Below are 20,204 nucleotides of genomic sequence, written 5' to 3' on the forward strand. Positions count from 1 at the left end.
CCGGATGCGGGCGGTTCCAGGTCTCAGGTCGGCAGGGTGGCCCCCTGGCGCACGCGCTGCAGGGTCAGCTGCAGCAGGCGGGCATCGGCGCTGGCGCGATGGCGCTGCGCCCCGCGTTCACCGACCACCTGCCGCTTGATGGCGTGCCAGCGGTCGGCCTCGTCTTCCTGCAGCAGGGCCCGCAGGTTCTCCAGCTTGAAGCGCTGGCGCAGGCCGGCCGCGTCGAACAGCAGGGCCAGCCAGGTGTAGTCGTGGTTCCAGCCATCGGTGTAGACCGTACGCCCCTGGAGCTGCTCATTGAGCAGGATCGCCACCTCGGCCGCAGGTCGGCCGCGGCGCTCCAGGGCGGGGCGGGGGATCTGGTGCAGTTGCTCGGCCTGGGGGTCCCAGTGGGTCCAGTGCGGTTCGGGGCGGATCAGGGTGCAGAAGACACGGCCGTCGGGCAGGGCGTAGCCGACCTCGATGGGGTAGCTGTCGCGGCCGAAGCCGGACGCTTCCACGTCCAGCACGGCGGGCGGTGCCTCGATCTCGGGCTTCATCGGTGCCATTATGGGCAGGCCCGCCCCGGCGCGCAATCCTGCACGGCCGCGGATTCCCTGTCTGTAAAACCCCACCCGTGGCGCCTGCCCCTGTGTAAGATGCGTGAGGAGGCGCGGCATGCGCCGCCAGCGTGGGGAATCACAAGGGACATCAGAGCATGAGCATCGATCCAGCCATCGTCCAGAACATCGCCGGGGCCTTGCGCGCCGAGGTGCTGCCGCAGCGCACGGCCCCGACGCTCAAGCTCGATCCGGCGATCATCCAGAAGATTGCACAGAAGGTGCCCATCTTTGCCGGGATGAGCCAGCCCTGCCTGCTGGACACCCTGGCCACAGGCGAGCACTTCACCGTTGCCGCGGGCGAGGCGGTCTTCCGCGAAGGTGACATGGGCAACTCCTTTTACGTGCTGATCGCCGGCGAAGTGGTGGTCGAAAAGCTGCGCGACGGCAAACCGGTGGAGCTCGTGCGTCTGGGCCCCGGTGAGTGCTTCGGCGAGATGGCCCTGGTCGGCAACGATGTGCGCTCGGCCACGGTGCGCGCCCTGGGGGCGCTGGTGGCCATGCGCTTTTACCGCGAACTCATCGACGCCAATGCCGAGAGCGCCTCGGCCATCTACCGCAATATCGCGCGCATCCTGGCGGGCCGCCTGGGTGAGTCCAGCGTCATGCTGGCCGAACTCAAGAAACGCTGAGGCGGGGCCGGTTTCAGGCCGCGCCGGTGCCGCCGGCTTTCCAGGCCGCCAGCATTTCAGGAATCTGTTCCAGCCGGTCGATGGCCAGCACCCCGGCGGGCAGGCGCCGGCGCAGGGCCGGGTGGCTGCCACCGGCCCAGAGCTGCACCGATGCGGGCAGCTGCGTGCGCAGGTCCTGCAGATTTTGCTGCAGCAGGGGCGTGTTGCTGGCCGGGCTGAAGCTCAGGCCCACGATCTGCGCGCGGTTGGCCTGCGCGGCGCGCACGATCTCGGCCACCGGCGTCTGTGCCCCCAGGGACACGCATTCACAGCCCTCGATGGCCAGGATGGTCTCGGCCATCAACAGGCCCAGCAGGTGGGACTCCTGCGGCAGCGTGCTCAGCAGCACGCGCGGCATGCCCGGGCGCGGCATGGCGGAGGCGCCACCCAATGCGCCGCGCAGCACGGCCACCACGCTCTCGGTGTACATGTGCTCCTCGAAGACCTGGATCTCGCCGCGCATCCAGGCCTCGCCCACGTGCACGGTCAGCGGCGCCAGCAGCTCGGTGAGAAAGCGTGCCAGCCCCAGGCGCATCACGGCCTGGTTCAGTGTGCGCCGCAGATCCATGATCTCGCAGCGCCGCAGCATGGTCAGCAGTGCCTCATGCTCCAGCGCCAAGCCGCGGCCTAGCGGCATCGCGGCCTGCAGACGCTGCCGCAACTCGGCCATGGGCAGGGCCACGACCTGGCCCGGGCGCCCCCCCGCGTTGAGCAGCCGGGCGATCACCCGCAGGCGTTCGACCTGCTCAATGGGATAGACCCGTTCGTCGGCGGCATCCCGCACAGGTTGGGGGAAACCGTAGCGCCGCTCCCAGATCCGCAGGGTGTCCTTGGACAGGCCGGTGTCCCGTTCTACCGCCGCGATCGGCCAGCCCGCCTCCTGCCGGGCGTGGGCAGCCAGGCCAGGCTCCGGCAGGCTGGTGTTGGTGTTCATATTCCTATTTGTCTAGGACAAAAAGTGATTTATTTGGATTTTAAAGGACAAAAATACAAATAACCAAGTTCTGTCTACGACAAATGAAAATACAACAAATCTTCGACGAGGCCTCCATATGAGGATCGCCATCGTCGGTTCGGGGATCTCGGGCCTGGCCGTGGCCCATGCCCTGCAGGGCCGGGCCGAGCTGACCCTGTTTGAGGCGGGGAGCTATTTCGGCGGCCATACCCATACGGTGGACGTGACCCTGCCCACCGCGCAGGGCCCCACCACCTGGGGCGTGGACACCGGTTTCCTTGTCTTCAACGAACGCACCTACCCGAACCTGATCCGCCTGTTCGACGAGCTGGACATCCCCACGGCCAAGACCGACATGTCCTTCTCGGTCCAGGCCGGCGCTGCCGGGCGGCGGCTGGAATGGAATGGCGCCAACCTCAACAGCGTCTTTGCCCAGCGCGGCAACCTGCTGAACTGGCGTTTTCTGCGCATGCTGCGCGAGGTGCTGCGTTTCAACCGCCTGGCCACCGAACTGGCCGAGGCCGGCGCCGACGCCCAGCTGTTACAGCCACTGGGCGTCTGGCTGGACGTGCAGGGTTTCAGCGCGGAGTTCCGCGACTGGTACTTCCTGCCCATGATGGCCTGCATCTGGAGTTGCCCGACGGCGCAGATGCTGGCGTTCCCGGTGTCCACCATGATCCGTTTCTGCCACAACCACGGCCTGATCCAGGTCAGCGGCCGGCCGCAGTGGTGGACGGTGGCCGGCGGCGCGCGCGCTTATGTCGAGAAGATCGTTGCGCGCATACCCGACAAGCGCCTGAACACCCCCGTGCGTCGCATCGAACGCGACGCGCAGGGCGTGACGATCATCACCGACCAAGGCGCCCAGCGCTTTGACCAGGTGGTGCTGGCCACCCACTCCGATCAGGCCCTGGCCCTGTTGCGCCAGCCCTCGGCCGAGGAGACTCGCGTGCTGGGCGCCATACGCTACCAGGCCAACCGCGCCGTGCTGCACACCGACGCCAGCGTGCTGCCCGAGCGCCGCCTGGCCTGGGCCGCCTGGAATTACGAGCGCGCTGCGGCCACTGACCACGAGAACAGTCGGGTCTGCCTGCACTACCTGCTCAACCAGCTGCAACCCTTGCCCTTCGAGCAGCCGGTGGTGGTCACGCTGAACCCGCTGCGCGAGATCGCACCTGGCCATGTGCTGGGTGACTACGACTACGCCCACCCGGTGTTCGACCTCGGGGCCATCGCCGCGCAGAAGGCGCTGCCCGACCTGCAGGGCCGCCAGCGTACCTGGTACGCCGGCGCCTGGACAGGTTACGGCTTCCATGAAGATGGCCTCAAGTCCGGCCTGTCGGTCGCACAGGCCTTGCTCGGGCAGATCGCCTGGCGGGAGGCGGCATGAGCGACATAGGCGTGCCGCAGATCGGTTCCGGCCAGGTGCGCCATACGCGCCTGCGCCCGACACGGCATGCCTTTGCATACCCCACCTTCTTTCTCATGCTGCCGCTGCGCAGCATGCGCCGGTTCGGCGCCGGCGAGCTGGCGCACAACCGCGCCGGCTGGCTCAGCTTCCATGACAGCGACCACGGCGACGGGCGCGGCGCCGGGCAGGGCGGGGCCCTGGGCTGGATGGAGGAGCTGCTGCTGCAGGAGGGCATCACGGACGCCGATGGCGAGGTCTGGCTTCATTGCTACCCGCGCGTGCTGGGATATGCCTTCAAGCCGGTCAGCTTCTGGTACTGCCACCGCGCCGACGGCACGCTGCGCGCCATCGTGGCCGAGGTCAACAACACTTTCGGCGAGCGTCACTGTTACCTGCTCGATGCGCCGCGGTACGGCCAGGAACAGCGCGCCAGCAAGGTCTTCCATGTGTCGCCTTTTTGCCGTGTCGAAGGCGAGTACCGCTTCCGTTTCCTGCGCACCATGCGCGACGGCATGGAACGCACCTTGGCCTGTGTGGACCTGGACGATGGCCGGGGCCTGCTGTTGCAGACCAGCGTCAGCGGGGTGCTGCAGCCCTATACCGCGCGCAGCGCCAGCCGCGTGCTGTGGCGCCAGCCGGCCATGACGCTGGCGCTGATCGCCCATATCCACTGGCAGGCCCTGCGCCTGTGGCTCAAGCGTGTCCCCTTCTTCCGCAAGCCGGCACCGCCGGTCGATTTCGTCACCCGTTCCATTCCCAGCTGATACCGTCATGAACACCACCACCGCCGCCCCCCGCCTGGCGCTGCCGCGCAGCGCGCCGGCCAGCGCCCGATCCGTCCTGCGTCTGCTGGAGCGCTTGCGCCACGGCACGCTGAACCTGCAACTGCCCGACGGTACACAGCTGCGCTACGGCCACGGCGATGTCCCCCACGCCAGCCTGACGGTGCATGACTGGGCCGTCTTCGGCACCACGCTCAAGTCCGGTGACATCGGCTTCGCCGAGAGCTACATGGCCGGCCAGTGGAGCTGCAACGATCTGGCGGCCTTGCTGCGCCTGTTCATCCGCAACCGCCAGGACCTGGAGGACGTGATCTACGGCAGCTGGCTGGGCAGCCTGTTCTACCGTCTGCGTCACCTCTTCCATCGCAACACCAAGGCGAACAGCCGCAAGAACATCCACGCCCACTACGACCTGGGCAACGCCTTCTACCGTCTCTGGCTGGACGAGACCATGAACTACTCCTCGGCCTGGTTCGAGGGCAATCTGGCCGGTGACATGGTTGCGGCGCAACAGGCCAAGGTACGCCGCGCCCTGCGCATGGCCGGCGTGCAGCCGGGTGACCGCGTGCTGGAGATCGGCTGTGGCTGGGGCGCGCTGGCCGAGATGGCGGTCACCGAATTCGACGCTTCGCTCACCGGGGTCACGCTGAGCACCGAGCAGTTGGGCTGGGCCCAGGAGCGCATGGGCCAGCTCGGTGCCGGAGCGGCCGCGCGTGCCGACCTGCGCCTGCAGGACTACCGCGACATTGCTGACGGCCCCTACGATGCGGTCTGCTCCATCGAGATGGTGGAGGCCGTCGGGCAGGAGTATTGGCCTACCTATTTCCAGAGCGTGGCCCGTCTGCTCAAGACCGGCGGCCGTGCCTGCGTGCAGAGCATCGTCATCGACGACGGCCTGTTCGAGCGCTACCTCGGCTCCACCGACTTCATCCAGCAATACATCTTCCCCGGCGGTTGCCTGCCCTGCCCGGCCGAGTTCCGCCGCCAAGCCGAGGCCGCCGGCCTCAAGGTGGTGGACGAGCTTCCCTTCGGCCCGGACTACGCCGAAACCCTGCGCCGCTGGCGCCAGCAGTTCCTGGCCGAACGTGCCCGCATCCTGCCCCTCGGATTTGACGAAAGGTTCATGAAGCTATGGGAGTTCTATCTCGCCTACTGCGAAGCTGCGTTCGACGAAGCGAACATCGACGTGGTGCAATACACGCTACAAAAAATGTAGCAATTGCCGGCTGCTTGGGCTTGCTGCTGGCGCTGGCGCCGGCCTGGGGCGAGACCGCGGCCGCGCCGTCGCTCGTGCAGCCGCGCCAGGTGGGCAACGGCCTGTACAGCTATTGGGGTTTCGATATCTACCAGGCCAGCCTGTGGGCCGAGCCCGGCTTCGATGCGGCGGCGCTGCCCAGCCAGCGCTATGCGCTGGAACTGCATTACCGGCGCAGCTTCAAGGGGCGTGACATCGCCGAGCGTTCCATCGCCGAAATGCGCCGCGTGGGCAGCTTCAGCGAGGCCCAGGCGCAGGGCTGGTTGTCGGCGATGCAGGCGGCCTTCCCCGATGTGGCCGCGGGCGACCGCCTGACGGGCGTGAACCTGCCGGGTCGTGGCGTGCAGTTCTACGCCAACGGCAAGCCCACGCGCGAGATCAACGACCCTGAGTTCGCCCGCCTGTTTTTCGGCATCTGGTTGTCGGAACAGACTTCGGCCCCCAAGTTGCGCCTGGCCCTGTTGGGCCAGGCCTCCGCGGCACCTTGAACTGCACCTGAGATGAGCGCAGCCTCGGTTCTCAGCATCGCTCAAGCCTGGCGCTACGGTCTCATGGGCCTGCCTCTGGCTTTCGTGGCATTGCCGCTCTATGTGCTGCTGCCCAACCACTACGCGCGCGAGTTTGGTGTGCCGCTGGCAACGCTGGGCGCCTTGCTGTTGGCCACGCGCCTGGCCGACGCGCTGATCGATCCGCTGCTGGGCCGCGTGAGCGACCGGCTCTACCGTCGCGCGCCATCGGCCCTGCTGGCCTGGGCGGCGGTGGCCTGTGGATTCATGGGGGCAGGTTTTGCGCTGCTGTTCTTTCCGCCGCTACGCGACGGCGACGGCCTGCTGGTCCTGGGCGGCGTGCTGCTGATGCTGACCTATGCGAGCTTCAGCGCCGTGACACTTTCGCACCAGGCCTGGGGCGCGCTGCTCGGTGGTGACGCGCTGAACCAGAGTCGCCTGGTGGCCTGGCGTGAAGGGCTGGGCCTGGTCGGTGTGCTGCTGGCCGCAGTGTTGCCCGTGCTGTGGGGGCTGGAGGCCATGGTGGGCTTGTTCTGGCTGGCGCTGGGCCTGGGCTGGTTGGCCTGGCGCGCTGCACCGCGCCCGTCGGCGGACGCCATCACCGGTACGGTGGCCGAGGCCGGCGCGCTGTGGCAACCCTGGCAGCGCGCACCCTTTCGCCGCCTGCTGGCCGTCTTCATGCTCAACGGCATCGCCAGCGCGGTGCCGGCCACCCTGGTGCTCTTTTTTGTGCAGGACCGGCTGCGCGCACCGGCCGCGATGGAGCCTTTGTTTCTCGGCAGCTATTTCCTGAGTGCCGCCCTGTCCATGCCCCTGTGGCTGGCGGCGGTGCGCCGCTATGGCCTGGCTCGCAGCTGGCTGGGTGGCATGGGACTGGCCGTGGCCGTTTTTGTCTGGGCCAGCACGCTGGGTGATGGCGATGCGTGGCACTTCATCGCCATCTGCGCGCTCTCGGGCGCGGCGCTCGGGGCCGATCTGGTCATGCCAGGCGCCATGCTGGCGGGCCTGATCGCGCGCGCCGGCGACCTGGGCCGCACGCAAGGCGCCTACTACGGTTGGTGGAACTTCGCCACCAAGCTCAACCTGGCTCTGGCCGCCGGCCTGGCCCTGCCTTTGCTGGGCCTGTACGGCTACGCGCCTGGTGTGCGTGAACCGCAGGCCCTGCAGGCGCTCAGTGCCGCCTATTGCCTGCTGCCTTGCCTGCTCAAGCTCGCGGCAGGCGGACTGCTCTATTCATCTTTCATTCATCGCAAAGGGTCACCATGAAACGTCGTCTATTGCTTGCCGGTACCGCTGCCCTGGGCGCGGTCGCGCTCTCGGGTTGTGCCTCCCCCGGCGTCGCCGATTACGCGGGGGAGAAGCCCGAGCTCGATCTGCGCCGTTATTTCAGCGGCACGGTCGATGCCTATGGTGTCTTCACCGACCGCTCAGGCAAGGTGGTGAAGCGATTCACCGTGGTCATGAACTGCAGCTGGAGCGGTGAGAGTGGCCGCGAAGTGGGCGTGCTCGACGAGGATTTCAGCTACTCCGACGGCACGACGCAGAAGCGCGTCTGGACCCTCAAGCGCCAGCCCGGCGTGGGGGCCCAGGGCCGCTACATCGGTACCGCCGGCGACGTGGTGGGCGAGGCCAATGGCGAGGAACGCGGCAATGCCTTCTACTGGGCCTACGACCTGGACCTGCCGGTGGACGGGCGCAACATCGTCGTACATTTCGAAGACTGGATGTACCAGATGAACGACCGTGTCATGCTCAACCGCGCCACCATGAGCAAATGGGGCGTGCGTCTGGGTGAGGTCACCCTGTCTTTCACGAAACGTTGACCATGGCCCTCAACCCTCTCCTGCGCGACTGGGCTGGCAAGACGGTATGGCTGGTCGGCGCCTCCAGTGGCATCGGACAGGCCTGCGCCGACCAGTTGCACGAGCGAGGCGCCACGGTGTTTGTGTCGGCGCGCAAGGCGGCGCAGCTCGACGCCTGGGTGGCCGCGCATCCGGGTTCCGATGCCCAGGGCCGGCCGCGCGCCGTGGCCCTGCCGCTGGACGTGACAGACCGTCGAGCCCTGCAGCTGGCCACGGGCGTCATCACCGAACGCGGTCCGCTGGACCTGGTGGTGTACTGCGCCGGTTATTACCTGCCGGTCGATGCCAAAACCTACGAGCTCGGCGAGATGCTGCGGCACGAGCAGGTCAACTACGTGGGCGCGCTCTACCTGCTGGAAGCCGTGCTGCCGCACCTGAAGCAGCAGGCCGCGCGCGGGCAGGGCGGGCACCTGAGCTTGGTCAGCAGCGTGGCGGGTTTCCGTGGTCTGCCCAGGAGCCTGGCCTATGGGCCGACCAAGGCCGCTCTCATCAACCTGGCCGAAGCCCTCTACCTGGACCTGAGTGGCCTGGGGCTGGGGGTGAGTGTGGTCAACCCCGGTTTCGTCGAGACACCGCTGACCGCGCAGAATGACTTCAAGATGCCGGCGCTGATCACGCCCGATGTCGCGGCGCGCGAGATGCTGGCAGGCTGGGCGCGTGGTGACTTCGAGCTGCATTTCCCCAAACGCTTCACGCGCTGGCTCAAGTTCATGCGCCTGTTGCCCTACCGTCTCTATTTCCCCTTGACCAAGAAATTCACCGGACTATGAGCCACGCTGTCGAAAAAATCGCCGTCTTCTTCGAAACGCTGACGCCGCAGAGTGTGGAGCGTATCGGCCAGTTCTATACCGAAGACGCCTACTTCAAGGACCCCTTCAACGAAGTGCGTGGCATCCAGGCGATCCGGAGCATCTTCCAACACATGTACAAGTCGCTGGACGAACCCCACTTCGTGGTCACGGCCCGCCTGGTGGAGGGGGATCAGGTTTTCCTGAGCTGGGATTTCCACTTCCGTTTCCGCAACCACAAGGTCGGCCAGCTGCAGACCATACGGGGTGCCACACACCTGCGCCTGGCGCAGGACGGGCGCATCCGCTCACACCGTGACTACTGGGATGCGGCCGAGGAGCTCTACGAGAAGCTGCCCCTGGTGGGCGGGCTGATGCGCTGGCTCAAGCGCCGCGCGAACAGCTGATCAACTGAAGAGGGACTCGAAACCCGCTTCGGGCTGGAAGCGCTTGCCGCTGTAGCGCAGGCGTGTGGGGCCGGGCAGGGCGCGCTCGCGCACGCTGTGGCGCGGGTCGCCCGGGTAACACAGCACACGCACTCCGTTCTCGTCGTCGTAGGGTTCGGGCTGTACCAGGGCCGGGGGCTTGCTCCGGGCCTCGTCCAGCACGCTGGCCACGCCGGCGTGGCGCGCGAGATGGGCCAGGCTCATGATCTGCGGTGGCGCCAGCTCGATGTGGCCGTCGCGGTACTGTTCCAGCGCGGCACGTGGTGCCACCCACACACTCTCGGTGGCCTCATGGTTGTCGTGGCGCGCGGTCTGCACGGCCGGCACGGCGGCCACGAAAAAGCGCGTGTCGAAACGTTTGGAACTCACCGAAGCCATTTTGGGCGTGACCCAGCGCGACCAGGGCAGCACACTGCGGGTGTCCAGCTTCAGACCCAGCTGCATCAGCAGCTCGGCAAAACCATGGCCCTCGCGCAGCAGGGCCGTGGCCTGGGCCACCTGTTCGGCGCTGGCGCCATGTGCGTACAACACCCCCGATTCCTCGAAGGCCTCGCGCAGCGCCGCCACATAACAGCTGGCCGCCAGTTCGGCCGCCGTCCCGGGTTCGCCCAGCGCGGTGTGCAGGGTGGCCAGGGGTTGGTCCAACTGGGGAATCAGCGCCGCGTCTTCCCTGTCGATTTTGCCGCCGGGAAACACATAGGCCCCGCCCAGCACGTCGGACAGTCCGTGGCGCTTGAGCAGGAACACCTCCAGCCCGGAAGGGGCGTCCCGCAGCATGACCACGGTGGCCGCGTCGCGCGGCGGGGTTTCGATCACAGTGCTGTTCAGTTCCATGGTGTCGTGTGCAGGACTCGGCCGGTTTTGTTCGTCCATTAAGATTTGAGCATACGCTGACATACACAGAGGAGACAGCATGATCGACTTCAAGGGCCGGGTGGCCATCGTGACCGGGGCCGGTGGTGGCCTGGGCCGCCAGCATGCGCTGGCCCTGGCCAAGCGTGGCGCCAAAGTGGTGGTGAACGACCTGGGCGGCGCGCGCGATGGTTCAGGCGGCTCCGCCAGTGCCGCGCAACAGGTGGTGGACGAGATCCGCGCCGCCGGTGGCGAAGCCATGGCCAATGCCGCTTCCGTGACCGACTTCGAGGCCGTGCAGGCCATGGTGCAGCAGGCGGTGGACACCTGGGGGCGTGTGGACATCCTGGTCAACAACGCCGGCATCCTGCGCGACAAGAGCTTCGCCAAGTTGGAACTGGCCGATTTCCGCCTGGTGCTGGACGTGCACCTCATGGGCGCCGTGCACTGCTGCAAGGCGGTGTGGCCGCATATGACGGCGCAGAAATACGGCCGCATCGTGATGACCACATCTTCCAGCGGCCTCTACGGCAACTTCGGCCAGTCCAACTACGGCGCGGCCAAGCTGGCCCTGGTCGGGCTTATGCAGACGCTGTCGCTCGAAGGCGCCAAGCACGACATCCGTGTCAACTGCCTGGCCCCGACGGCCGCCACGCGCATGACCGAAGACCTCATGCCCGCTGAAGTGTTGCGTGCCCTGCAACCCGAGGCCGTGGTGCCCGCCATGCTGGTGCTCGCCAGTGCCGATGCCCCCACACGCACCACGCTGTGCGCCGGAGCGGGCAGCGTAGAGGCAGCCCACATCACGATGACCCAGGGCGCCTGGATCGGCATCGACGAGAGCGCCGACGTGCGCCTGCAGCAGCATCTGGCCGAAGTACTGGACCGCACCAACGAGACGGTGCCGGGCAGTGGTAGCGCCCAAGGCCAGCACGAGGTGGGTCGGGCGATGGCGATGCTGGGCAAGGGCTGAGCGCGGGGCTCGCTAGGCCTGCTTCTCTGCGAGCTGCGCTCCAAGCGCCATGTCGATGGCCTTGGCCGCCAGGTAGGCCGGGCGTTGCGTGAGCCGCGCGGCGTAGTCCTCGAACTCGGCGCGTTTGGTGATGGTTCCGAATTGCATGCCCCAGATCAGCTGGGAGCCGACGTAGAGATCGGCGGCGCTGAAGGCCGGGCCGCCGAGCCAGGTCGTGCGCGCCAGCGCGCCGGCCAGCGTGTCCATGACCTTGTCGTAGTTGCCGTAGCCGACCATGCGCTCCTGCTTTTCCTCGATCTTCAAGCCCAGGGTGCGGTCCACCACCGAGGCCTCCAGCGGACCGGCAGCGAAGAACAGCCAGCGGTAGTAGGCGGCGCGTTGTGCCGGCGCAGGCGCCAGGCCGGCGGCCGGGAAAGCGTCGGCCAGGTAGGCGCAGATGGCCGCGCACTCGGTCACGACCTGCTGGCCGTGCACGACGGTTGGCACCTTGCCCATGGGATTGACCGCCAGGTAGTCCGGGGCCTTCATGGTGGTGCCGAAGTCGAGCACGACCTGACGATAGAGTGCACCGATTTCCTCCAGCATCCAGCGCGCGATCTGGCCGCGGGACCAGGGATGCGTGTAGAGCACCAGGTCGCAGTTCGGGGTGTCGGTCATGGGCATGGGCGGGCACTCCTTCTGGCGTGTGAAATGGGCAGAGGGCTAGGCCTGATTCTAGGGTGGCAGTTGCCACAACAGCGTCGCTAGCAGCACGCCATGGAGCAGCACCGTGAGCCAGAACACCAGCAGGAAAGCCGTCTTGCCCGATTTATGGCGCAGCTGCTGCTGCGCCAGCAGTGCGCCCGGCCAGCCGCCCAGCAAGGCCAGCAGGTGCAGGGTGCTCTCCCGGGTGCGCCATTGCCCCGAGCGCGCGGCTGATTTGTCCAGCGCGTAGACGGCATAGGTGACCAGGCTCATGAACCCATAGACCAGGCCGGCGAGAAGAAAGAACGTCATGGGCTTGCTCAGGCTTGCAGCCGCAGCTCGGCCTCTTCCCGCCAGTAATCCGCCGCTGCATAAAAACCTTCCCACACGCAGCCATTGCAACCGCGGCCACAGCAGGTGGTGGGCAAGGGCGGTGGGCTGCGCAGGGTCATGCCAGTGGCCTGGGCGCGCTGTTGCAGCGCGGCAAACATGGCTTGCGTTTCGGCCAGTGGGCCGGGGGCGGCGAGGGTGTCGGGGTTCAGGCTCATGCCGGTGGCTGGAAAGGGACTCATAGCCCTGCTCAGCAGGGTTTATCCCCTCATGGTAACTTCCGGGTCCGATTACAAAGATCAGATCACTCCGGACCCTTCGCATGAGCAGCCCCACCGTGACTTCGCCCCTGGCCCCCGAGCGGCTGCGGGGCATCCGCCGTGGCATCGAGAAGGAAAGCCTGCGCGCGTTGCCCGACGGCAAGCTGGCGCTCACCCCGCATCCGGCGGCACTGGGCTCGGCGCTCACGCACCCGCATATCACCACCGACTATTCAGAGTCGCAACTCGAGCTCATCACCGGCGTGCATGCCGGTGTGCAGGCCTGCCTGGACGAACTCACCGAGACCCACCAGTACACCTACCGCACCCTGCGCGAGGCCGGGGAGGAGATGCTCTGGGTCTCCAGCATGCCCTGCGGCCTGCCCACCGACGAGACGATTCCCCTGGGGCGTTACGGTTCGTCGAACATCGGGCGCGCCAAGAGCGTCTACCGCATGGGCCTGGGCCATCGTTATGGCCGGCGCATGCAGACCATCTCGGGCATCCACTACAACTGGTCGCTGCCGGGTGTGAGCAACGCGGAGTACTTCGCGCTGATCCGCAATTTCCGCCGCCACGCCTTCCTGCTGCTCTACCTCTTCGGTGCCTCGCCCGCCCTGTGCCCTACCTTCGTCGAAGGCCGCCAGCACGAGCTGCAGTCGCTCAACGGCCAGGCGCTGTACATGCCGCACGGTACTTCGCTGCGCATGGGGCGGCTGGGCTACCAGAGCGACGCGCAGGCTTCGCTGGCCGTCAGCTACAACAGCCTCGAGGGCTACGCCGCCTCGTTGCACGACGCGCTCACACGCCCCTGGCCCGCCTACGAGGCCCTGGGTGTGCTGAACCCGGGCGGTGACTACATCCAGCTGGCCACCAGCCTGTTGCAGATCGAGAACGAGTTCTACGGCACCATCCGTCCCAAGCGCACCATCTTCCAGGGTGAGCGTCCGCTGCACGCACTGCGCGAACGCGGCGTGGAGTACGTGGAAGTGCGCCTCATGGACCTGGACCCCTTCGAGCCCGTCGGCATCAATGCGCAGACCATGCGTTTTCTCGATGTCTTCCTGTTGCACTGCCTGCAGAGCGAGAGTCCGAACGACACACCCCAGGAGATCGCCGAACTCGCACGCAACCAGCACCTCACGGCTGCGCGCGGGCGTGAGCCCGGCTTGCAATTGCTGCGCGGCGGACAGGCCGTCACGTTGAAAGACTGGGGCAGCGAACTGGTGAAGGCCTGCGAACCCATCGCCCGCGCGCTGGATGCGGCGCACGGCAGCAGCGACTACAGCGCGGCGCTGGCTTCGGCCCGTGCCGGCCTGGCCGATCCTTCGACCCTGCCCTCGGCCCGTGTGCTGGCCGAGATGGCCAGCGGCCACGAAAACTCTTTCCTGCGTTTTGTGCGCGCCCGCTCGGAACAGACGCGCCAGGATCTGCTGGCCCGGCCCTGGACCTCCCAGCAGCAGCAACGTTTTGAGGCGATGGCCCGCAAGTCTCTCGAAGACCAGCGCGCCATTGAGTTGGCCGACACCATGCCCTTCGAGATCTTCCGCCAGCAGTACGTCTCGCCGTCCCGCCTGGGACTACCGTCGCGCGCGGCGACGCAGGAAGTACTGGCCTAGAAAGGCCACGCCCAGCACCAGGGCGAACCAGCCGACGACCTGGCCACCGGTCAGCAGTTCCTGCACGGCCGGGGAACGGGCGAAGTAAGGCCCCAGCAGGATGACCACGCCAATCAGGGCGATCGCAATGCCCTTGAAGAGCAGTTCCTGGTCGGCTTTACGGGCTTGGGCTTCTTTCTTGTCGGCAGGATTCGTCATGGGGATGATTATCGACGTCGGCGACAATCCTGCCTTGCCCTAATTTCTGCCCGGAAAAATCCCCCGCCATGGCCGTCCAGTGGTTCCCAGGTCATATGCACCTGACCAAGAAGACCATCGAAGAGCGCATCAAGCACATTGATGTGGTCATCGAGATGGTGGACGCGCGCCTGCCCGGTTCCAGCGCCAACCCCATGCTGGCCTCGCTGACAGCCAAACGCCCCAGCCTCAAGGTGCTGAACAAGCAGGACCTGGCCGACCCGGCGCGCACCGCGCTCTGGCTGGCGCACTACAACGGCCGCGAGGGCACACGCGCCATCGCCCTGGACACCACCGACGGCAACGCTGCCAAACGCCTGATCGCGCCCTGCCGCGAGCTGGCACCCACACGCGGCGAGAGCATGGCACGCCCGCTGCGCGTGATGATCTGCGGCATCCCCAACGTGGGCAAGTCCACGCTGATCAACCGCCTGGTGGGCAAGAGCGCCGCCAAGGCTGCGGACGAAGCCGGCGTGACACGCAACGAACAGCGCATCGTGCTCGAAGACGGCTTCTATCTCTTCGACACACCGGGCATGCTGTGGCCGCGCATCATCGTCGCGCAAAGCGGCTACAACCTGGCCGCCAGCGGCGCCGTGGGCCGCAACGCTTTCGACGACCAGGAGGTGGCGCTGGAACTGCTGGACTATCTCAGGTCGAACTACGCGGCCGAGCTGGCGGCGCGTTACCAGCTCAAAAACGTCGATGCGCTGCAGAGCGAGGAATTGCTCGAAGCCATCGGCCGCAACCGCGGCGCCCTGCAGGCCGGCAACAGGGTGAACATGCAGAAAGCCGCCGAGCTGCTGATCCACGATTTTCGTGTCGGTGCCCTGGGTCGTATCTCGCTGGAGACGCCGCAGGAATACGCACGCTGGCTGGCCGAGGGCAAGCAGCTCGATGCCGAGCGCCAACTGCGCAAGGAAGAACTCAAGAGCGCGGGCCACATCCGTGCCAAGCCCGCGGCCAAAAAATCTGCGCCTCCCAAGGCCGCTCCACGTTCCAGGAAACCCGCCCGATGAAAACGCTGCTGCCCCAGCAACTGCTGGTCCACCCCGACCGCCACGATCCTTCGCCGCTCATCCTCTACCACGCACGCTGTGCCGACGGTTTTGGCGCCGCGCTGGCGGCCTGGCTGTATTACGAAGGCCAAGCCGAGTTCCGCCCCTGCGACCATGGCGATGTGAAGAGTGTGGACGACCTGCCGCCGATCGAGGGCCGCGCCGTCTACATCCTGGACTTCTCCTTTGCGCCCGAGATCATGTCGGCCATCGAACAGCGCGCCGCCAAGCTGGTCATGCTGGACCACCACAAGAGTGCGGCCGAGAAGCTCACGGGTTTTGCCTGTCGCTGCGGTGTGGTGCATTTCGACATGAACAAGTCCGGCGCGCGCCTGGCGTGGGAGTTTTTCCAGTCCGATCGCACGCTGCCCGCCCTGGTGCGCTACATCGAAGACCGCGACATCTGGGCCTGGAAGTACCCCGAGAGTGCGGGTTTCCTGGCCGCGCTCGACATGGAGGCCATGGACTTCGAGCGCTGGGCGCAGATTGCCTCCTGGTCCGAGGAGGAACTTGCGACGTTCATGCTGCGCGGGCAGGCCATGGACGAGAAGTTCAGCAAGCTGTGTGATGACATCGCTGCCGGTGCCGAGCCCGTCACTTTCAATGGGCAGGTCGGCCTGATGGTCAATGCGCCGGGCATGTTCCACAGCCTGGTCGGTGAACTGCTGAGCAAGAAGAGCGGTACCTACGCGCTGATGTGGAGCGCCAGCAAGGGCGGCCTCATCAAGGTGGGCCTGCGTTCGCAGCGCAGCTTTGACTGCATCCCCCTGGCCGAAAGCATGGGCGGCGGCGGCCATGCGCAGGCCTGTGGTTTCCGCATGGGGGCCGACCGGCTGCCGGAGCTGTTGCGCGGCACGTTGCAGGCCTGAGCCTCAAGTTCTTGGCGGGCCTGCCGATAAAGGGTATGGAACTACCCGATATCGACCATGGACGGCATCAGCAACCAGATCATCGCCATCGCCAGCCAGCAGCAGTCGGCGCAGCTGGCGCAGAGCGTGCAGATTTACGTCCTGCATCAGGCCATGGAAACGCAGCAGGCCAGCGTGCAGATCCTGCTGCCGCCCGCCGTCGGTCCCCAGCCCCTGGCGACCTCGGGCAGCCTGGGTACCCGGTTCAACGCCCTGGCCTGACACCGCACTGACGCTACGCGTCAGTAGCCCTCTTTGAGCACCACGTCCGAGCAGGGGTGGGCCACGCAGGGCAGCACGTATCCCTCTTCCTTCTCCTCGGGCGTCAGGCCCGGCCACTCCATCTCATAACGCACTGTGCCGCTGAGCAGCTGGCCGATGCAGGTGCGGCAACTGCCGGCGCGGCAGGAGCTGGGCCAGTCCACCCCGCCTTCTTCCATGGATTGCAGCAGCGGCCGGTCAGCCCAGGCGTCGAAGGTCTGGTCGAAGGCCTCGGTGCGGCCGGTATAGAAGAGGGGGGTGTCGTTCGGATTCATGAGGCGTGCGGAAACTGGCTCCATTCTAGGTAAGCCGCAATAGACTTGTGGCAGCGCAGGGCAAGACCGCTTTGCTATCGAAATAAGAGCGTTTGCGTCAGATCAAGGACGCTGCTGCCGGTTCATGCCAATATGACGGGTCCACTCCGCAGGAGCACAGCATGGACACCCGCCGCATCCTCATCCTCCAGGGCCATCCCGATGCCTCGGCCCCCCATCTGGGCCACGCGCTGGCCGCCGCCTATGCCGAAGGCGCGCGCCAGGCCGGCCACGAGGTGCGTGTCGTCGAAATTGCGAGGCTGGACTTCCCCCTGTTGCGCAGCCAGCAGGAATGGGAACATGGGGCGTTGCCCGCAGGTTTGCAGGCGGCGCAGGCCGACATCGCCTGGGCCCAGCATCTGGTCATCCTTTTTCCTCTCTGGCTGGGCGACATGCCAGCCCTGCTCAAGGGTTTCCTGGAGCAGGTGGCGCGCCCGGGGTTCGCTTTCAAGGGAGACTCGGCCGAACGTGGCAGCAACCCTTTCATGTTCAAGGGCCTCAAGGGGCGTAGCGCGCGCATCATCGTCACCATGGGCATGCCGGCCCTGGTCTACCGCTGGTTTTTCCGGGCCCGTGGCGTGGGCCTGCTCAAGCGCAACATCCTGGGTTTCGTCGGCGTCTCGCCTGTGCGCGACACGCTGATCGGCATGGTGGACAGGTTGGGGGAGGCCGGCGTGCGCAAGTGGCGGGAGCGGATGCGCACCCTGGGTGCGCGGGCCCGTTGAGCGCCGCGCTCTCAGGCGCCGTCGAAATGTTCTGACACCAGTTCGCGCAGCGCCTTGCCGACAAAACGGCTCAGGCGCGTGGCCGGCCGTGCGGTGGGCACGGCCAGCACCAGCTGGTTGCGCATGGCCGGGCTGTGGATGGCCGCCACGTGCAGGGTCTGCGGGTAGGCCCAGGCTTTGGTCGCACTCAGGGGCAGCACGGTGTCGGCGACACCGCGCGCCACCAGCGAGAGCACGGTCTGCACCGAATCCACCTCGGCCACCAGCTGCAGCGGCAGGCCGCGCGGGCGGGTGTGTTGCTCCAGCAGCTGCCGCAAGGCATTGGGCCCGCTGGGCATGAGCAGCGGACGTTGCGCCACATCGGCCAGGCGCATGCGCTTGGGCAATTCCTGCACGCTGATCAGCACCAGCGGCTCGCGCAGCAGGGTTTCCTGCTGGAATTGCGGTGAAGCCGGCGGGTCGAACATCAGGGCCGCATCGATGCGGCCGGCCACCAGCCATTCGCGCAGGCGGATGCTCAGCCCTTCCACCACCGTCATCGTGGCCTCGGGGAACTGGGCGTGAAAGCGTTCGACCAGATCGGCTGTCAGCACATGGGCCAGGCGCGGGGGCAGGCCCACGGTCAGGCGGCCGCGCGGGCTGGCCTGGCGTTCGCGCATGTCCACGCGGGCGCGTTCGGCCAGGTCGAAGATGCCACGCGCATGGGCCAGCAGGGCCGTGCCGGAATCGGTGGCCTGCACGCCGCGGCCGGTACGCTCGAACAGGCGCTGCCCCAGTTCTTCCTCGAGCAGCAGCACCTGCCGGCTCAGCGCCGGTTGCGACATGTGCAGGGCGGCCGCGGCGCGGCTGAGGCTGCCTGCCTCGGCGACGGCCACGAAATACTGCAGGCGGGTCAGGTCCATGACATGCATTTTACGGATAGCTGGTATTGACTATGGTTTGATCTGAAAACCGCTCTGCCACCCCACAATGGCTGCCATGCCCGACCTCCAGACACCCGTCCAGACCTACCGGACCCAGCCCTCCCTTCCTACCCTGCAACTGCCGCCCGGTGCCTGTGATGCCCATGTGCATGTGTTTGGCCCGGCTGATCGTTTCCCCTATGCGGCCGGTCGCAACTTCACGCCGGTGGATGCGCCCAAGGAGACGCTGTTCGCGCTGCACCGCCAGCTAGGCATTGAACGTTGTGTCATCGTGCAATCGATCGTGCACGGCCTCGACAACCGTGTGGTCGAGGACGCGATCCAGGCCGGGCAGGGGCGTTACCTGGGCGTGGCCCTGGTGCCGGCCAATGTGGCCGATGCCGAATTGCGCCGTCTGGCCGCCGCAGGCTTTCGCGGCGTGCGCTTCAACTTCATGAAACATCTGCTGGCCTCGGCCGGCGTGGACGAGGTGGTGGCACTCACACCCAGGCTCAAGGCCGCCGGCCTGCACCTGCAGGTGCATTTCGAGAGCAGCCTGGTACACAGCCTGGGACCGGCGCTGGCGCGCAGCGCCGTGCCCGTGGTGATCGACCACATGGCCCGGGTGGACGCCACGCTGGGTGCAGGGCATGCCGATTTCGCGGCCCTGCATGCGCTGCTGGCCAATCCGCTTTTCCATGTGAAGCTCAGCGGCATCGACCGCATCGACGCTTCGCCCCAGGCAGCGCCGGCCTATGCCCAGGGTGTGGCCTTGGCCCGTGTCTTGATGGAAAGTTATCCAGAACGCTGCCTCTGGGGAACGGACTGGCCGCACCCCAACCACACGCACGTGCCTGACGATGGGGCGCTGGTGGACGCGCTGGTCCGCATCGCGCCCGATCCTGAGCAGCGCGAACAACTGCTGGTGCGCAACCCGCAGGCCTTCTACCGCTTCGAGCACTGAACGTATGAGCACCACAGCTACATCTCACCAGGGCCGTCTCGCTGGCAAGATGGCCTTCATCACCGGCGCGGGCTCGGTCGGCCCCGGCTGGGGCAACGGCCGGGCCATCGCCGTGCGTTTTGCGGAGGAGGGGGCGCACATCTTCGGCCTGGATCGCGATCTCGAGCGCATGGCCGAGACCGAGCGCCTGGTGGTCGCCGCCGGCGGGCGTTTCGTCGGCATCCCTTGCGACGTGACACAGAGTGCAGCCATGGGCGCCGCCGTGGCCCGTTGCATGGGCGAGTTCGGTCGCATCGACGTGCTGGTCAACAACGTGGGCGGCTCGGCCAAGGGTGGTCCCGTGGAGATGAGCGAGGAGGTCTGGGACGCGCAGATCGACCACAACCTCAAGAGTGTTTTCCTCAGCTGCAAGCACGTCATCCCGCACATGCTGGCCCAGGGCAGCGGCGCCATCGTCAACATCTCCTCCACCTCGGGCCTGCGCTGGACCGGCGCTGCACAGATTGCCTACGCGGCCACCAAGGCCGGCGTGATCCAGTTCTCGCGCGTGCTGGCCGTGCAGTACGCCAAGCAGGGCATCCGCGTGAACACCGTGGTGCCCGGGCAGCTGCACACGCCCATGGTCGAAGTACGGCTGGCCGGTCAGCGCGCGGGCGGTGACGTCGAGGCGCTGCTGAAGCAGCGCCAGTCGCGCATCCCGCTGCCCTTCATGGGCGACGGGCGCGACACGGCCAACGCCGCGCTCTATCTGGCCTGCGATGAATCGCGTTTTGTCACGGGTACCGAGATCGTCGTCGACGGCGGCATGTCGGCGCGCTGCGACTGATACCAGGAACAAGGAG

26 protein-coding genes are annotated in these 20,204 nt (G+C 66.9%); 17 read left to right on the forward strand and 9 right to left on the reverse strand.

Features of this window, described 5'->3' with window-relative positions; genetic code table 11:
* Positions 1–23: 23 nt before the first annotated feature.
* Positions 24–539: a 3'-5' exonuclease gene (locus tag AC07NT_RS02680; protein WP_498597972.1), complete on the reverse strand. Its 516-nt coding sequence runs from the start codon at positions 537–539 to the stop codon at positions 24–26.
* Positions 540–697: 158 nt separating this feature from the next.
* Here AC07NT_RS02680 and AC07NT_RS02685 point away from each other — a divergent pair, with 158 nt between their 5' ends.
* A complete protein-coding gene (locus tag AC07NT_RS02685) occupies positions 698–1,231 on the forward strand; it encodes a cyclic nucleotide-binding domain-containing protein (protein ID WP_498597971.1) in 534 nt (177 codons plus the stop codon).
* A 13-nt stretch (positions 1,232–1,244) separates the two neighbouring features.
* On the opposite strand, the gene AC07NT_RS02690 is transcribed toward AC07NT_RS02685, so the two are convergent.
* A complete protein-coding gene (locus tag AC07NT_RS02690) occupies positions 1,245–2,204 on the reverse strand; it encodes a MerR family transcriptional regulator (RefSeq protein WP_498597970.1) in 960 nt (319 codons plus the stop codon).
* Positions 2,205–2,322: 118 nt separating this feature from the next.
* Between AC07NT_RS02690 and AC07NT_RS02695 the strand changes: the two genes are divergently transcribed.
* Genes AC07NT_RS02695 through AC07NT_RS02730 form a run of 8 tightly spaced genes read left to right on the forward strand, consistent with a single transcriptional unit; the run spans position 2,323 to position 9,236 of the window.
* Positions 2,323–3,615 carry an NAD(P)/FAD-dependent oxidoreductase gene (locus AC07NT_RS02695; RefSeq protein ID WP_498597969.1) on the forward strand — a complete coding sequence of 431 codons (1,293 nt, stop codon included), beginning with the start codon at positions 2,323–2,325 and terminating at the stop codon, positions 3,613–3,615.
* On the forward strand, positions 3,612–4,400 hold the full coding sequence (locus tag AC07NT_RS02700; protein WP_498597968.1) for a DUF1365 domain-containing protein: 789 nt from the start codon (positions 3,612–3,614) through the stop codon (positions 4,398–4,400). The genes AC07NT_RS02695 and AC07NT_RS02700 overlap by 4 nt, the downstream gene beginning before the upstream one ends.
* Before the next feature lie 7 nt (positions 4,401–4,407).
* Entirely contained in the window at positions 4,408–5,634 is a 1,227-nt protein-coding gene (locus AC07NT_RS02705; protein WP_498597967.1) for a class I SAM-dependent methyltransferase, read from the forward strand.
* Between the two features lie 14 nt (positions 5,635–5,648).
* Positions 5,649–6,161: a chalcone isomerase family protein gene (locus AC07NT_RS02710; RefSeq protein WP_498597966.1), complete on the forward strand. Its 513-nt coding sequence runs from the start codon at positions 5,649–5,651 to the stop codon at positions 6,159–6,161.
* 12 nt (positions 6,162–6,173) lie between these two features.
* The gene (locus AC07NT_RS02715; RefSeq protein ID WP_498597965.1) at positions 6,174–7,445 is read left to right on the forward strand and encodes an MFS transporter; all 1,272 of its coding nucleotides are present in this window, start codon (positions 6,174–6,176) and stop codon (positions 7,443–7,445) included.
* On the forward strand, positions 7,442–8,002 hold the full coding sequence (locus tag AC07NT_RS02720) for a DUF3833 domain-containing protein (RefSeq protein WP_498597964.1): 561 nt from the start codon (positions 7,442–7,444) through the stop codon (positions 8,000–8,002). The genes AC07NT_RS02715 and AC07NT_RS02720 overlap by 4 nt, the downstream gene beginning before the upstream one ends.
* Positions 8,003–8,004: 2 nt before the next feature.
* On the forward strand, positions 8,005–8,811 hold the full coding sequence (locus tag AC07NT_RS02725; protein WP_498597963.1) for an SDR family NAD(P)-dependent oxidoreductase: 807 nt from the start codon (positions 8,005–8,007) through the stop codon (positions 8,809–8,811).
* Positions 8,808–9,236, forward strand: a complete 429-nt coding sequence (locus tag AC07NT_RS02730; protein ID WP_498597962.1) for a nuclear transport factor 2 family protein — start codon at positions 8,808–8,810, stop codon at positions 9,234–9,236. Before AC07NT_RS02725 ends, AC07NT_RS02730 begins: the two co-directional genes overlap by 4 nt.
* Here the strand turns inward: AC07NT_RS02730 and AC07NT_RS02735 are convergent, their stop codons facing one another.
* Positions 9,237–10,109, reverse strand: a complete 873-nt coding sequence (locus AC07NT_RS02735) for an NUDIX hydrolase (protein ID WP_498597961.1) — start codon at positions 10,107–10,109, stop codon at positions 9,237–9,239.
* 79 nt (positions 10,110–10,188) lie between these two features.
* On the opposite strand from AC07NT_RS02735, the gene AC07NT_RS02740 reads away from it, so the two are divergent.
* Complete coding sequence (locus AC07NT_RS02740; protein WP_498597960.1) at positions 10,189–11,100, forward strand: SDR family NAD(P)-dependent oxidoreductase; 912 nt, start codon at positions 10,189–10,191, stop codon at positions 11,098–11,100.
* Between the two features lie 12 nt (positions 11,101–11,112).
* Here AC07NT_RS02740 and AC07NT_RS02745 read toward each other — a convergent pair whose 3' ends face one another.
* The 3 genes from AC07NT_RS02745 to AC07NT_RS02755 are packed head-to-tail and all read right to left on the reverse strand — an operon-like array spanning position 11,113 to position 12,332.
* Positions 11,113–11,763 carry a glutathione S-transferase family protein gene (locus AC07NT_RS02745; protein ID WP_498597959.1) on the reverse strand — a complete coding sequence of 217 codons (651 nt, stop codon included), beginning with the start codon at positions 11,761–11,763 and terminating at the stop codon, positions 11,113–11,115.
* Between the two features lie 51 nt (positions 11,764–11,814).
* Positions 11,815–12,096 (reverse strand): DUF1294 domain-containing protein, encoded by a 282-nt coding sequence (locus AC07NT_RS02750; protein WP_498597958.1) that lies wholly within the window; start codon positions 12,094–12,096, stop codon positions 11,815–11,817.
* Between the two features lie 8 nt (positions 12,097–12,104).
* Entirely contained in the window at positions 12,105–12,332 is a 228-nt protein-coding gene (locus AC07NT_RS02755; RefSeq protein WP_498598510.1) for an oxidoreductase-like domain-containing protein, read from the reverse strand.
* A gap of 104 nt (positions 12,333–12,436) precedes the next feature.
* On the opposite strand from AC07NT_RS02755, the gene gshA reads away from it, so the two are divergent.
* Complete coding sequence (gene gshA, locus AC07NT_RS02760) at positions 12,437–13,993, forward strand: glutamate--cysteine ligase (RefSeq protein ID WP_498597957.1); 1,557 nt, start codon at positions 12,437–12,439, stop codon at positions 13,991–13,993.
* Here gshA and AC07NT_RS02765 read toward each other — a convergent pair.
* Complete coding sequence (locus AC07NT_RS02765; RefSeq protein ID WP_498597956.1) at positions 13,955–14,191, reverse strand: hypothetical protein; 237 nt, start codon at positions 14,189–14,191, stop codon at positions 13,955–13,957. The genes gshA and AC07NT_RS02765 overlap by 39 nt on opposite strands.
* 68 nt (positions 14,192–14,259) lie before the next feature.
* Between AC07NT_RS02765 and ylqF the strand changes: the two genes are divergently transcribed.
* From ylqF to AC07NT_RS02780, 3 genes are read left to right on the forward strand one after another with little or no spacing between them, the layout of a single operon-like run.
* On the forward strand, positions 14,260–15,249 hold the full coding sequence (gene ylqF / locus AC07NT_RS02770) for a ribosome biogenesis GTPase YlqF (RefSeq protein ID WP_498597955.1): 990 nt from the start codon (positions 14,260–14,262) through the stop codon (positions 15,247–15,249).
* Positions 15,246–16,157: a DHH family phosphoesterase gene (locus tag AC07NT_RS02775; protein WP_498597954.1), complete on the forward strand. Its 912-nt coding sequence runs from the start codon at positions 15,246–15,248 to the stop codon at positions 16,155–16,157. The genes ylqF and AC07NT_RS02775 overlap by 4 nt, the downstream gene beginning before the upstream one ends.
* 57 nt (positions 16,158–16,214) lie before the next feature.
* Positions 16,215–16,418, forward strand: coding sequence for a putative motility protein (locus tag AC07NT_RS02780; protein ID WP_498597953.1), 204 nt, complete (start codon positions 16,215–16,217; stop codon positions 16,416–16,418).
* A gap of 20 nt (positions 16,419–16,438) precedes the next feature.
* Here AC07NT_RS02780 and AC07NT_RS02785 read toward each other — a convergent pair whose 3' ends face one another.
* Complete coding sequence (locus AC07NT_RS02785; RefSeq protein WP_498597952.1) at positions 16,439–16,732, reverse strand: 2Fe-2S iron-sulfur cluster-binding protein; 294 nt, start codon at positions 16,730–16,732, stop codon at positions 16,439–16,441.
* Between the two features lie 161 nt (positions 16,733–16,893).
* On the opposite strand from AC07NT_RS02785, the gene AC07NT_RS02790 reads away from it, so the two are divergent.
* Positions 16,894–17,496, forward strand: a complete 603-nt coding sequence (locus AC07NT_RS02790) for an NAD(P)H-dependent oxidoreductase (RefSeq protein WP_498597951.1) — start codon at positions 16,894–16,896, stop codon at positions 17,494–17,496.
* A gap of 11 nt (positions 17,497–17,507) precedes the next feature.
* Here AC07NT_RS02790 and AC07NT_RS02795 read toward each other — a convergent pair whose 3' ends face one another.
* Positions 17,508–18,398, reverse strand: coding sequence for a LysR family transcriptional regulator (locus AC07NT_RS02795; RefSeq protein ID WP_498597950.1), 891 nt, complete (start codon positions 18,396–18,398; stop codon positions 17,508–17,510).
* Between the two features lie 76 nt (positions 18,399–18,474).
* Here AC07NT_RS02795 and AC07NT_RS02800 point away from each other — a divergent pair, with 76 nt between their 5' ends.
* On the forward strand, positions 18,475–19,362 hold the full coding sequence (locus AC07NT_RS02800) for an amidohydrolase family protein (protein WP_498597949.1): 888 nt from the start codon (positions 18,475–18,477) through the stop codon (positions 19,360–19,362).
* 4 nt (positions 19,363–19,366) lie between these two features.
* Positions 19,367–20,188, forward strand: a complete 822-nt coding sequence (locus AC07NT_RS02805) for an SDR family NAD(P)-dependent oxidoreductase (RefSeq protein ID WP_498597948.1) — start codon at positions 19,367–19,369, stop codon at positions 20,186–20,188.
* Positions 20,189–20,204: the final 16 nt, after the last annotated feature.

It is taken from the genome of Hylemonella sp. GW821-FHT10B10 (assembly GCF_059415585.1).

Coding starts and splice junctions, on each gene's coding strand:
- gshA (WP_498597957.1), top strand. CDS start 12,437: ATGAGCAGCCCCACCGTGACTTCGCCCCTGGCCCCCGAGCGGCTGCGG.
- AC07NT_RS02745 (WP_498597959.1), bottom strand. CDS start 11,763: ATGCCCATGACCGACACCCCGAACTGCGACCTGGTGCTCTACACGCAT.
- AC07NT_RS02685 (WP_498597971.1), top strand. CDS start 698: ATGAGCATCGATCCAGCCATCGTCCAGAACATCGCCGGGGCCTTGCGC.
- AC07NT_RS02730 (WP_498597962.1), top strand. CDS start 8,808: ATGAGCCACGCTGTCGAAAAAATCGCCGTCTTCTTCGAAACGCTGACG.
- AC07NT_RS02720 (WP_498597964.1), top strand. CDS start 7,442: ATGAAACGTCGTCTATTGCTTGCCGGTACCGCTGCCCTGGGCGCGGTC.
- AC07NT_RS02785 (WP_498597952.1), bottom strand. CDS start 16,732: ATGAATCCGAACGACACCCCCCTCTTCTATACCGGCCGCACCGAGGCC.
- AC07NT_RS02700 (WP_498597968.1), top strand. CDS start 3,612: ATGAGCGACATAGGCGTGCCGCAGATCGGTTCCGGCCAGGTGCGCCAT.
- AC07NT_RS02680 (WP_498597972.1), bottom strand. CDS start 539: ATGAAGCCCGAGATCGAGGCACCGCCCGCCGTGCTGGACGTGGAAGCG.
- AC07NT_RS02705 (WP_498597967.1), top strand. CDS start 4,408: ATGAACACCACCACCGCCGCCCCCCGCCTGGCGCTGCCGCGCAGCGCG.
- AC07NT_RS02790 (WP_498597951.1), top strand. CDS start 16,894: ATGGACACCCGCCGCATCCTCATCCTCCAGGGCCATCCCGATGCCTCG.
- ylqF (WP_498597955.1), top strand. CDS start 14,260: ATGGCCGTCCAGTGGTTCCCAGGTCATATGCACCTGACCAAGAAGACC.
- AC07NT_RS02800 (WP_498597949.1), top strand. CDS start 18,475: ATGCCCGACCTCCAGACACCCGTCCAGACCTACCGGACCCAGCCCTCC.
- AC07NT_RS02715 (WP_498597965.1), top strand. CDS start 6,174: ATGAGCGCAGCCTCGGTTCTCAGCATCGCTCAAGCCTGGCGCTACGGT.
- AC07NT_RS02795 (WP_498597950.1), bottom strand. CDS start 18,398: ATGGACCTGACCCGCCTGCAGTATTTCGTGGCCGTCGCCGAGGCAGGC.
- AC07NT_RS02750 (WP_498597958.1), bottom strand. CDS start 12,096: ATGACGTTCTTTCTTCTCGCCGGCCTGGTCTATGGGTTCATGAGCCTG.
- AC07NT_RS02740 (WP_498597960.1), top strand. CDS start 10,189: ATGATCGACTTCAAGGGCCGGGTGGCCATCGTGACCGGGGCCGGTGGT.
- AC07NT_RS02780 (WP_498597953.1), top strand. CDS start 16,215: ATGGACGGCATCAGCAACCAGATCATCGCCATCGCCAGCCAGCAGCAG.
- AC07NT_RS02755 (WP_498598510.1), bottom strand. CDS start 12,332: ATGAGCCTGAACCCCGACACCCTCGCCGCCCCCGGCCCACTGGCCGAA.
- AC07NT_RS02735 (WP_498597961.1), bottom strand. CDS start 10,109: ATGGAACTGAACAGCACTGTGATCGAAACCCCGCCGCGCGACGCGGCC.
- AC07NT_RS02690 (WP_498597970.1), bottom strand. CDS start 2,204: ATGAACACCAACACCAGCCTGCCGGAGCCTGGCCTGGCTGCCCACGCC.
- AC07NT_RS02765 (WP_498597956.1), bottom strand. CDS start 14,191: ATGACGAATCCTGCCGACAAGAAAGAAGCCCAAGCCCGTAAAGCCGAC.
- AC07NT_RS02725 (WP_498597963.1), top strand. CDS start 8,005: ATGGCCCTCAACCCTCTCCTGCGCGACTGGGCTGGCAAGACGGTATGG.
- AC07NT_RS02805 (WP_498597948.1), top strand. CDS start 19,367: ATGAGCACCACAGCTACATCTCACCAGGGCCGTCTCGCTGGCAAGATG.
- AC07NT_RS02695 (WP_498597969.1), top strand. CDS start 2,323: ATGAGGATCGCCATCGTCGGTTCGGGGATCTCGGGCCTGGCCGTGGCC.
- AC07NT_RS02775 (WP_498597954.1), top strand. CDS start 15,246: ATGAAAACGCTGCTGCCCCAGCAACTGCTGGTCCACCCCGACCGCCAC.